This window comes from Vibrio sp. G-C-1 (genome assembly GCF_021728015.1).
Lineage (GTDB): Bacteria > Pseudomonadota > Gammaproteobacteria > Enterobacterales > Vibrionaceae > Vibrio > Vibrio splendidus.
Genome location: NZ_JAKKCR010000001.1, coordinates 80,705 through 92,974, shown reverse-complemented (window position 1 = coordinate 92,974; position 12,270 = coordinate 80,705). Strand labels below are relative to the sequence as shown.

Here is a 12,270-nt window from a genome sequence, read left to right as displayed (position 1 = left end):
GACCTAATCTTATCCGCTGAACTGAATTCGGTGGAGTTGTGCATAAGCGCCATCATGCGCGATTAGCTCCGCGTGTGCACCTCTTTCTACAATACGACCATCATCAACCACTAAGATCTCATCGGCTTGTTCGATAGTAGAGAGTCGGTGTGCGATAACCAATACTGTCTTGTCCTTTTGCAGCTCTTCTAACGCAGATTGGATCGCTCTCTCTGATTCAGTATCCAAAGCCGATGTGGCTTCATCAAGAATCAATACTGGAGCCTCTCTTAACAACGCTCTTGCAATAGCGATACGTTGTCTTTGCCCGCCAGATAGACTTGCCCCATTCTCACCAACAATCGTATCAATGCCGTTTTCCATGCCTTCGATAAATTCAGTAGCATGAGCAAGCTTAGCCGCGTGTTCGATTTGTTCGCGAGAATATTTAGCTTCTGCTGCGTAAGCAATGTTGTTGGCTACCGTATCGTTAAACAGGTGTACATTTTGAGAAACAAGCGCAAAGTGCTCACGTAGGTTTCTCAATTCGTAATCACGAATGTCGTGGCCATCAAGTTCGATAGAGCCTGAGTCTACATCATAAAAACGAGTAAACAGGTTCGCAATGGTACTCTTGCCCGAACCTGATCGGCCGACAAGTGCAACGGTCTTGCCTTTCGGTATATTAAAGCTGATCTTATCAAGCGCTGGTTTCTCAGCACCTTGGTAAGTAAATGTCACATCTTTTACTTCGACTTCACCCGCTACGGTTTCAGGCTTCAACGTACCTTTATTTTGTTCCGTATCTAGATCCATCAAACCAAATAGGGTCGTACTCGCTGCCATACCGCGTTGAAATTCAGACGTTACATTGGTTAAAGCTTTAAGGGGGCGCAGTAAGCCAAACATCGCGGAGAAAACAACTGTAAACGTACCTGCTGTTAGCTCAGCTTTAATTGAATCAACACTCGCGAGATAAAGAACAACAACAATCGCAATTGAGGCAATCATCTGAATAATTGGGTTAGCGGCAGCTTGAGCCGTTACCAGCTTCATGCTTTGTTGGCGCATCTGGTTGCTAACGGTATCAAAACGGCCTCTTTCTAGCTCTTGACCACCGTAAGTTAGAACCACTTTATGACCTTTCAGCATTTGTTCTGCTGAAGAAGCAACATGTCCCATGCTGGTTTGCATGTTCTTAGAAATTTTTCTGAATCGCTTTGATACAATACTAATTGCCCAAGCAACAAAAGGAGCGACAGCAAATAGAACTAAAGACAACTGCCAGCTATTCCAGAACATCAGCGTCAGCAAGCCAATGATGCTGGCACCTTCACGTACGATACTCACCAAAGCTTTACTGGTCGCAGCAGATACTTGTTCTGAATCGTAAGTAATTCGAGATAGCAGTGCGCCCGTCTGCTCTTTATCAAAGAAAGAAACAGGCATGTGCATAAAGTGGCTAAAGATCTTACGACGAATTTCCATGACCACATTGCCAGAAACCCAACTGAGGCAATAGGTTGAAACAAAACCACTGACGCCACGCACAAACATCATAACAAATATGATAATTGGAAGTGTACGTAGGAAGTCTGACTCAGCGTTACCAAAACCTTCATCAAGCAGAGGCTTCAGTAAAGAAATCATATAGGTATCAGAAACGGCATTTATAATAAGCGCAATAACCGCAACACCAAGGCCGGCCTTATACAGTCGAATATAAGTCCAAAGTCTTTTAAATGTGACCCAGGTAGTTTCATCTGTTTGTGTTGACATAGAATCGCTTAATTTTCTCACAATAATCTATCTATTCTACTCCCTTACGAAGCATCTGCCTATACCACTGCCTGCCTTGTTGTTCTCTAATCGTATGATATTTCCAACCTTCCTTACTGATAGTGATGGTTATTTGTCCGCTTTCTCCGGTATCAAGCCAAGCACTACCCGTTTCATGATAACGTTCAATCACAGATTTGCTGGGCATTCCCCACTGATTACCTTTAGCCAAAGAAGCGATTGCTAACTGAGGTGAAACTGCCTCAATAAACAGCTTAATCGACGACGAATTACTGCCATGATGCGGGACAAGCATCACGTCGCTCTTGAGCCGCTGACCTTCACGAGCAAGTAGCCACTCACTTACCCGTTCAATATCACCAGTTAGCAACATCGAGAACTCAGAATTGGGCTCAAAAATCCTGACCACACACGAATGTGGGTTGTACGCCCTCTTTACTCTTTGAGGTGGCCATAAAACCTCAAACTCTAGACCCTGCCAATTCCACGCCTCGCCAAAAGTACATGTTTGGATATTCGACTGAACTTGAACAGTCGATTGTGTTTGTTGATTGATGTTCTGACTGGCTCTTATCCACTTAGGATTGTAGTTTTCAAGTAACGCCGGATAGCCACCAGCATGGTCAGAATCGAAATGACTCACTATCACACCTTCCACCTCATGAACTCCTCTCTGATTCAAGGTGGGAATCAGCAAGGATTCAACAATCGAACCTCCCTGCCACGCGTTGCCGAGATCGTAAACAACGACCCGATTGTTCTTTTCCAAAACTAAAGACAACCCATGCCCAACATCCAAGATATCGATTGTTAATTTGTTTTGCTGCTTACCGAACTCCCACCACAGTACAAACACTGCAATGACCAATATTGATAGTGTTCGTTTGAGATATCGACTGACGAACCCGAAAAATAAGATGAGGAATACAGACAACGCCATACTGTGATTATCAACTTGAATCCAAAATCGTTCAGAGAAAGGAAGGCTAAATACGAGAGGATCAAGCGACAAGTCGACCAACATCCATAGCTGTTCAGAAAAACCATTGCTTAACGCTGTCAAACTCATCACCTCAGACACTGACTCCAATATTAAGCTAAGTAACATCGCAAGAAACAGCAGCGGGATCGTCACTACTGATACCCAAGGCAAAAGGAGCAAGTTGTAGAGAACAGAGACTAGACTCACCCCTTTGAAAAACAGTATCGAAAAGGGAGCAATAAGAAATGTCAGCATCAGTTGAATCTTGATGAGCTGCAGCACTCGATCGATCAGAGTGGCGTTTGAAGATGATGGCCGACTATTCAAGGCGATATAAATAACGGCACCCAACGCACCAAAGGATAGCCAAAAGCTGCTCGACAATGCTGAAAACGGCCAAATCAGCAGAACCACGCACAGGCTTAAGACGACATACCGAAGCACACTGATATTTTGCCCACGCCACAAGAAATAGCTCGCAATAATACACATCACTAAAGCTCTCAAGGTTGGCAGCGTGAATCCAGCAAACCAACTGTAGAAATAGGCTAAGCCGAGACCGAATATTGTGGGAAACCAAAGAAATGAAGGTGAGAGTAACCTGAATATCTTTCCTACCTGATAGCCGATACCAAAGGCAATTCCAATATGTAGCCCCGAGATAGCCATCAAGTGAATCAAACCACTGCTTTTGAGCAAATCCCAACGCTGAGGATGGATAAGTTCTCGATAACCAAAACTCAAAGCCATAATAAGGTCTTGATTTGCTAACTCACTTAACCTTTCAAGACGGTTTTCAAACCAATGAGACCGCATATTGGTATTGGTGTGAATTCGATATTTGGTATCGGCTCTGTAAGTTGCATTGGCAACCACACCGGTGCTAAACAAATACTTTTCTAGATCAAAGCCTGCTTCATTGAGTTTACCCCACACTGGTTTTATTGAGACTGATAAATAGACATCATCTCCAAGCGTCAACTTAAAAGGAGTAAACAAACGCAATTTTATCAATTGGGGAAAGATTAATTTTTCGCCGCCAATTGATCTGGCTACTATTACGCTTTCAAAACCGTGGCTATTTTCACTAAAAAGGCTAACAACCGAAGCATTTATGGTAGTATTCTGCCCTGATTGGAATAAGCGACTCGTTTGTATTTCAATCGCATTCCCTAGGCAGAGAACTAGTATCAATGCTGTTGCTAGACCTCTTGCACTCCGGAAAACGCTATACTTTGTTGATGCTAGCAGTAACAACAGCATCAATGGTGCCCAAACCCAATGTGGCATCACAGGCCAGAAGCTGGCAGACACAACTGTCGCAGCAAATGAAATCAAGAACCAAGTGTTAAACAAGAGAGTAGCTTCCTCCTATGCCAAGAAAGTTTATCAAACGATTTATGCCTGACCATGAGCTAATCAAACGTCAGAAAGCATTGAAAGTTTTTGGCAATGTTTTGTACAACCCCAACTTATGGTGCCTTAATCGTCGCTCTGCGGCTGGTGCGTTCGCTGTTGGGTTATTCATGGCGTTTGTCCCTTTACCAAGTCAAATGATTATGTCTGCAGGTCTTGCGGTCGCATGTGGTGTTAACCTACCACTGTCTGTCGCACTGGTTTGGATCAGTAATCCTGTGACTATGCCGGTGCTGTTCTACTTTGCTTATAAAGTAGGCGCGTTTGTGATGCATGTGCCGCCTCAAGCCTTTCATTTCGAACTGTCTTGGGATTTCATCTTGGCGCAAATGAGCACCATAGGACCTCCGTTCTTGCTGGGTTGTCTGATTTGTGGTGTGGTTTCTGCAATGGTTGGCTACTTTGGTATTCGCGGGTTATGGCGTTACTCAGTAGTAAGAAGCTGGAAGAAGCGACAAGCAAGATACTGAACGACCGTTCCTTGTTATTCAATCTATCCTTGTATGCGCTTCACTTAAAACGTACACAAGTTAAAATCAGATGAGCCACTGAACTCTGCAAGATTGACATGTAACGAAAGTCGTAAAGAACACGAATTGAATTCAATAAAAAAGGATCCCATCAGGGATCCTTTTTTTGTTTATGCCGTTAGTCTATCGCGCAACGTGACGTTTACTTGGCGTATTACTTCGAGCTAAGCACCGAGGCTGGGTTTAACTTAGCCGCTCGTGAGGCTGGATACCATGTCGCCAATAAGCTCAACACAATCGCGGTACCGGAAACCACAACAACATCCGTCATATCAAGTTGTGATGGCAAGAAGTCGACAAAATAGATATCACCGGACAAGAATTGGTGATTGACCAACTTTTCGAGCCCTTTGATAAGCGTAGTGAGATTAAGCGCCACCAAGACACCTATCGCACTCCCGACTAAGCTGCCTAACACACCCGAGAATACGCCCTGCCAAACAAAGATACGTTTAACAAGGCCGTCTGATGCGCCCATGGTTCTTAAGATCGCGATCTCCGATGCTCTGTCTTTGACTGCCATCATTAAGGTCGAGACAATATTGAAACAAGCGACACCAATAACCAGTACCATCACCAGATACATAATGGTGCGAACCAACTGAATATCTCGATACAAGAAGCCAAACTTCTGTTGCCAACTTCGTAGATACACATACACATCAAGCTGGTTACCCACTTCACGCACAATAGAGTTCGCGTTCAGCACATCGGTCACTTTTAAAGAAACTCCGGTTACTGCCTCGCCTAGGTTTGCATAAGCTTGAGCATCGCCAATCGGGATTAGTGCCAAGCTGTGGTCTATCTGGCCATTAAGCGTCAGCAAGCCAACCACTTTCACTCGAACTCGTTTTGGCGCCTGAACTTTCACAGAACCGTTAACCGTTGGAATCATCAAAGTCAGATAGTCACCCACTTTCGCCCCCAACACGTTAGCCACACCAGAACCTAAGATGATTTGTTGTTGCCCTGCTTTAAACTCACTCCAAGCTTGTTTATCGATAAATTTCGATAGGCTTGATACCTGTTGTTCAAGTTGTGGATCAACACCGCGAACTTCAATTGCTTTGAGTTCTTTGCCCTTTTCAGCAAGCGCAGTAATTTTTACATAGGGTGCTGCAGCTACAACTTTATCATTTTTCACCGACTGCTCAATCACGTGCTCCCAGCGAGTCACTGGTTCATTGACACCCTCGAATTCACCATGTGGAATAACGGAAAGTACACGCGATTCAAGCTCTCGCTCAAAGCCATTCATTGCAGACAAACCGATAATGATCACGGCCACACCAACGGCAATACCAATCGTCGAAGACAAAGAGATGAACGACACCATTTTGTCTCGTTGTTTCGCTCGGCTAAATCGGCCACCTATCAATAGAGATAAAGAAGAAAACACTTAGCTCTCCTCTTTTTCTACGTTGACCAATAAACCATCTTGCATGTGAAGCTGGCGATCCATCTTACCTGCAAGTTCACCATCATGAGTTACTACCAAAAAGGCAGTGTCGTACTCGCGGTTTAGTTCACGCATTAAGTCGTAAATAGAAAGTGCGGTGTTGTGGTCAAGGTTGCCGGTAGGCTCATCCGCCAACACCAAAGCAGGTTTATTCACTAAAGCTCGAGCAATCGCCACACGTTGCCTCTCACCACCAGAAAGCTCTGAAGGTCGGTGGTCAACACGATGACTCAATCCAACTTTATCCAACAGACGTTGCGCCTCTTCTTTTGCTTTAGCTGGCTTTTCACCACCAATCAGCAGCGGCATTGCCACATTTTCTAACGCTGAAAAGTCCGAAAGAAGATGATGGAATTGATAAACAAAGCCAAGATGCTGGTTGCGAAGCTTCGCCTGCTTATTTGAGCTCAAAGATGCTAAGTCTTGTCCGAGAAAGCTCACGCTGCCATCAGACGCATCATCCAATGCCCCTAAAATATGCAATAACGTACTCTTACCGGAACCAGAGGTACCAATGATAGCGACTAGCTCACCCTTATCGATTTCAAAGCTGACTCCCTTGAGAACCTCAGTATCTAACGAGCCTTCACGGTACGTTTTACGGATATCATTACATTGAAGAAAATTACTCATAACGAAGGGCCTCAGCAGGTTTCACAGACGATGCACGATAAGATGGGAATACAGTGGCAATCAAGCTAAGTGCAATAGCCAGAACCACAACAACAGCGATTTGAATTGGGTTAATTAAAATTGGCAACTGTCCACCAAATGAAAACAGAGCAACACCCATCGCCTCTAAAATAGTATTGAGGTTCATCGCTAGAGCAACGCCTAACACGCCACCAGAGAGCGCACCAATCACGCCACTACTTGCGCCTTGAACCATGAATATCCCCATAACTTGACCATCAGTCATGCCTTGGGTTTTAAGAATAGCCACTTCAGACTGCTTCTCCATCACCACCATGATAAGTGCCGAAATAATATTGAAAGCAGCAACACCGATGATCAGACCAAGCATTAAGCCCATCATATTTTTTTCCATTCGAACGGCCTGGAATAACTCACCACGTTGGTCTCGCCAATCACTCCACAACCAACCTTCAGGTAGCTTTTGATTTGATAGTTTCGCCACTTCGAACGGGTCTTCAAAGAACAAGCGCCAGCCTGAAATGGTATCTGATTTATAGCGCATCAAACGCCCAGCATCTTTAATATCTGTCACCATCAGTTGAGCATCAATATCAGAACCTGTATTGAAGATGCCGGCTACAGTGAAATTTCGTTGGCTAGGAATACGTCCGAGCGGTGTGTATTGGCTGGCACTGGTGACCATCAGGCGAACTTTATCGCCCATAGACACTTTCAAATTTCTTGCCAAGGTATGACCAAGGAAAAGCTGATACTGACCAGCCTTGAGTGAAGACAGTCTGCCAGCAATTAAATGATTCTGAAGAGGGTCATCTGAATTTGGTTCAATACCGATTAACAAGCCCGCAGATAACTGAGCAGGACTTTGGATCACCGCTTCACTGCGAACAATGGGTTCTACGTGATCATTGAGCGACATTTGCTCCGCAAAGCTAGGCGCTTGAGCAGAAAGTGACGTTGTGCCTCCTTGCTCGTATACAACGGCTTGAGGAAGTACACCAAGAATTCGGTCTTTTAACTGCGCTTCGAATCCATTCATTACCGACAAAACAGTAACCAGAGACAGCACACCAATGGTGATACCTGCCGTCGACATATAAGAAACAAAACGGCTAAAGCGATCACCTGAACGACCTTTCAAATAGCGCAGGCCAACAAACAACGAAATAGGATGAAACATACTTTGAACCATCTAAAGGGGATGCGGGTTAATGTAACGGGTATTGCTGTTACTGTGTAGGGGTTAATTGAAAATATAGAGTGAATTAACTCAATTAGTTAGGCTTGAAAAACAGAACCTTGTCAAATAGCCAACTTTCAAACAACTATTTGAGACTTTCAATTAACTGACCTTGATTACTGCGGCCACATAGCGATAATCAATAGATCACTTCAAGGAACTAACGCATGACAGAACAAGAGTTTTTCACCGTTCACCACAGCCTCACCGCGAATATTGAACCAATGGACAGTGGCTTCACTTTACCTTCTCAGATTCAATTCGAATCTGAGATCCCTGCCCCGTTTGTCGTGGCAAGTGAATTTAGCCAATTGGATCTATTAGCTGACAGTGCTCGCAACGAACTGAAAAACAGCGACTTGAAGAATGTCATCAGTTTATTGGATGCACAGAACTCTAAATTAAACCTCTTGTTGAGCTTTATGTTATCGCAACAAGATGATGAACAATTTCGTACCCACACGTATTCATTTGGCGCGAGTCAGTTCTCTTGTTTTTCCAAAACATATATCGAAGCGGGTCGCTTGGTTAAAGCTAAGCTCTTTATCGAGCACCCAGCCGCCGCTATTTATTGCTACGCGGAAGTCTTCGCTAGCGAACCAAAAGATTCAGGCTTCGAAATCAAATTCAAATACGCTCATCTTCGTGATACTGACCAAGACTTGTTGATCAAGGCTGCACTTCATCAACAACAAAAGCTCTTACGTCAACGCTCTCTAGAACGAGATAACAAGTAAATAGACATGACAAAACAATCCATTTTTACACTACCTAAGCTCAAAGGTGCCGGTGATAAAAAACACATCGGTAACCTAGTTGGTTCATCTCTCGCGCTTGCTATCGCTAGACTTGCGGAGCAGCATAACAGCCATACTTTACTTGCAGTGCCCGATCCTCAAATCGCACTCAAGCTTCAATCAGAAATTGAACAGTTTACGTCACATGAAGTGGCACTATTCCCTGATTGGGAGACACTGCCATACGACAGCTTCTCACCGCACCAAGAGATCATTTCAGACCGTATCGCTCGCCTTTATGCATTGCCAACGTTAAAAGATGGCATCACGATCGTTCCGATCAGCACGCTACTACAACGTCAGTCGCCACGTGACTTCTTGTTGCAGCACACCTTAATGGTGAAAACGGGTGATCTGTACTCGCTTGAGAAGCTGCGTCTTCAACTTGAAAAGTCTGGCTATCGTTACGTAGACCAAGTGTTTGGCCCGGGTGAGTATGCGAGCCGAGGTTCAATTCTCGACTTGTTCCCAATGGGCAGCAAAGACCCGTATCGTATCGACTTCTTCGATGACGAGATCGACACCATCCGTACTTTCGATCCTGAAAATCAGCGCTCTATCGAAGACATCTCTGAGATCCGTTTGCTGCCAGCTCACGAGTTCCCAACCTCTGAAAGTGCTATTGAAGATTTCCGCATTCGCTGGCGCCAACAGTTTGATGCGCGCCGTGAACCAGAATCGGTTTATATGCAGGTTTCAAAAGGCACTTGGCCCGCAGGTATTGAATACTGGCAGCCGCTGTTCTTCGACCATACTGAAACCTTGTTTGATTATGTTGCCGATGAAGCGCAAATCCTCGTTCTAGGTGATGTCGAGACCGCGGTAGATTCATTCCTAACAGACGTTTCTCATCGATACGAACAACGCGGTGTTGACCCGTTACGACCACTGCTGAAACCAGAACAACTTTGGCTACAAAAAGACGAACTGTTCGCACATTTCAAACAAAAGCCACAGGTCAATCTGAGCTTAGATTCAATTGAAGAAAAAGCCGGACGTACCAACCTTCCGGTTGTGTCTCTGCCTGATCTCAGCGTTCAACATCAGAATAAAGAACCTTTGTCTAACCTAAGAAAGTTCACTGAAGCCTTCGACGGCAAAGTAGTCTTTTCGGTTGAATCTGAAGGCCGCCGTGAAGCACTGAGTGAATTGCTTCGAGGCATCAAAGTACGACCAAGTGAAGTTGAAAACCTCGACGCGGCGATTAAAGGTAAAGATAAGTTCACCCTGATCCTAGGTTCTGCTGAGCACGGCTTTATCCACGAAGAGCAAAACATCGCCCTTGTCTGTGAAAGCGACCTGTTAGGTGATCGTGTTGTACAACGTCGTAAGAAAGACAAGAAAAGCGTTAACAGCGACACTGTAATTCGTCACTTAGCCGAACTTAAACCGGGTCAACCTGTGGTTCACATTGACCACGGTATTGGTCGCTACATCGGCCTGCAAACACTTGAAGCAGGTGGCATGAAAACCGAATACGTAACGCTTGAGTATCAAAATGACGCCAAGCTCTACGTGCCTGTTGCTTCTTTAAACTTAATCGGCCGCTACTCTGGCGGCGCTGAAGACTCTGCACCACTGCATAAGTTAGGTGGTGAAGCATGGCAAAAAGCTCGTAAGCGCGCCGCAGAGAAAGTTCGTGACGTTGCAGCCGAACTGCTTGATGTTTACGCTAAACGTGAACTAAAACCTGGCTACAAGTTTGTACTCGACCGTGGCCAATACGCGACCTTCAAGTCTGGCTTCCCGTTTGAAGAAACGGATGACCAAGCAATGGCCATCAATGCTGTTATGTCGGATATGTGCCAAGCCAAAGCCATGGACCGTTTAGTGTGTGGTGATGTTGGCTTTGGTAAAACCGAAGTCGCGATGCGCGCAGCATTCGTTTGTACCGACAACAGCAAACAAGTAGCCGTGTTAGTTCCAACGACGCTACTTGCTCAGCAACACTTTGAAAACTTCCGAGACCGTTTCGCGAACCAACCGATACGTGTCGAAGTTCTGTCGCGATTTAAATCAGCTAAAGAACAGAAATTGATCATGCAAGATGTTGCCGACGGTAAGGTCGACATCTTAGTGGGCACTCACAAGCTGCTTTCCAGTGACCTTAAGTTTAAAGACCTTGGCTTGTTAGTCGTCGATGAAGAACACCGCTTCGGTGTGCGCCAAAAAGAGAAAGTGAAGGCGATGCGCGCGGATGTCGATATCCTCACGCTAACCGCAACACCGATTCCAAGAACGTTGAATATGGCAATGAGCGGTATGCGTGACTTGTCGATCATCGCCACACCACCCGCACGGCGCTTAGCAATAAAGACTTTTGTCCGTGAGAGTGATGACGCGATAGTCAGAGAAGCGGTACTGCGTGAAATCATGCGTGGTGGTCAAGTTTACTTCCTGCACAACCAAGTCGACACGATTGAAAAGACGGCTGAGTCACTACAAAAACTGATTCCAGAAGCGCGTGTCACCGTTGCCCATGGTCAGATGCGAGAGCGAGAGCTAGAACGCATCATGAATGACTTTTATCACCAGCGTTTTAACTTGCTAGTGTGTACCACCATCATCGAAACGGGCATCGACGTACCAACGGCAAATACCATCTTAATGGACAGAGCCGATAACCTTGGTTTAGCGCAACTGCACCAATTGCGTGGGCGTGTGGGTCGATCTCACCACCAAGCTTATGCCTACTTGCTAACACCTCCCCCGAAAGCAATGACCAAAGATGCCGTCAAGCGATTAGACGCCATTGCTTCACTTGAAGACTTAGGTGCAGGCTTTACGCTAGCAACCCATGACTTAGAGATTCGTGGTGCAGGTGAACTACTCGGTGATGAACAGAGTGGTCAAATCCAGTCGGTTGGCTTTACGCTTTACATGGAGATGCTTGAACAAGCGGTTGAAGCATTGAAAGAAGGTAGAGAGCCATCGCTTGATGACCTACTGCGTGAACAAACTGAAATTGAGATGCGCCTGCCAGCACTGTTGCCTGATGACTACATCCCAGACATCAATACACGTTTGTCTACCTATAAGCGTATTGCGAGTGTGAGTGACACGGACGAATTGGCCGAGTTGAAAGTCGAGCTTATTGATCGCTTCGGCCTTCTACCTGATGCTACCAAAAACTTGTTGTCAGTTTCTGAGCTAAAATTAGCCGCGGCGTCAATCAAAGCGAAGAAAATTGAAGCTCACGATAAAGGTGGATTCTTAGAATTCTACCCAGATGCTGACATAAACCCGGCCTACCTTGTTAAACTGTTGCAATCTCAACCGCAAAAGTTTTCAATGGAAGGACCAACAAAGTTCAAGTTTACGATACCATTGGTCGACAGACGGAAACGAATTCAATTTGTTAGTGATTTATTGGGCGAATTCAGACAGAACTTGCTGCCTTCAGCATAAGACCC

General features: G+C 45.2%; 8 protein-coding genes. 3 read left to right on the top strand and 5 right to left on the bottom strand.

Features of this window, described 5'->3' with window-relative positions:
* Positions 1 to 9: 9 nt before the first annotated feature.
* Positions 10 to 1,758, bottom strand: a complete 1,749-nt coding sequence (gene msbA / locus L3V36_RS00400; protein ID WP_102488188.1) for a lipid A ABC transporter ATP-binding protein/permease MsbA — start codon at positions 1,756 to 1,758, stop codon at positions 10 to 12.
* Positions 1,759 to 1,789: 31 nt separating this feature from the next.
* Positions 1,790 to 4,117, bottom strand: a complete 2,328-nt coding sequence (locus L3V36_RS00395) for a DNA internalization-related competence protein ComEC/Rec2 (protein ID WP_017095642.1) — start codon at positions 4,115 to 4,117, stop codon at positions 1,790 to 1,792.
* A gap of 17 nt (positions 4,118 to 4,134) precedes the next feature.
* Between L3V36_RS00395 and L3V36_RS00390 the strand changes: the two genes are divergently transcribed.
* Positions 4,135 to 4,647, top strand: a complete 513-nt coding sequence (locus L3V36_RS00390; protein ID WP_017078948.1) for a DUF2062 domain-containing protein — start codon at positions 4,135 to 4,137, stop codon at positions 4,645 to 4,647.
* A gap of 214 nt (positions 4,648 to 4,861) precedes the next feature.
* Here L3V36_RS00390 and lolE read toward each other — a convergent pair whose 3' ends face one another.
* From lolE to lolC, 3 genes are read right to left on the bottom strand one after another with little or no spacing between them, the layout of a single operon-like run.
* Positions 4,862 to 6,106 (bottom strand): lipoprotein-releasing ABC transporter permease subunit LolE, encoded by a 1,245-nt coding sequence (lolE, locus tag L3V36_RS00385; RefSeq protein ID WP_102447013.1) that lies wholly within the window; start codon positions 6,104 to 6,106, stop codon positions 4,862 to 4,864.
* Positions 6,107 to 6,799, bottom strand: coding sequence for a lipoprotein-releasing ABC transporter ATP-binding protein LolD (gene lolD, locus L3V36_RS00380; RefSeq protein WP_017095640.1), 693 nt, complete (start codon positions 6,797 to 6,799; stop codon positions 6,107 to 6,109).
* Positions 6,792 to 8,000, bottom strand: coding sequence for a lipoprotein-releasing ABC transporter permease subunit LolC (gene lolC, locus L3V36_RS00375; RefSeq protein ID WP_061022668.1), 1,209 nt, complete (start codon positions 7,998 to 8,000; stop codon positions 6,792 to 6,794). The genes lolD and lolC overlap by 8 nt, the downstream gene beginning before the upstream one ends.
* 227 nt (positions 8,001 to 8,227) lie before the next feature.
* On the opposite strand from lolC, the gene L3V36_RS00370 reads away from it, so the two are divergent.
* Positions 8,228 to 8,797: a PilZ domain-containing protein gene (locus L3V36_RS00370; protein WP_102447012.1), complete on the top strand. Its 570-nt coding sequence runs from the start codon at positions 8,228 to 8,230 to the stop codon at positions 8,795 to 8,797.
* Positions 8,798 to 8,803: 6 nt separating this feature from the next.
* Positions 8,804 to 12,265, top strand: coding sequence for a transcription-repair coupling factor (mfd, locus tag L3V36_RS00365; protein ID WP_017078944.1), 3,462 nt, complete (start codon positions 8,804 to 8,806; stop codon positions 12,263 to 12,265).
* Positions 12,266 to 12,270 lie beyond the last annotated feature (5 nt).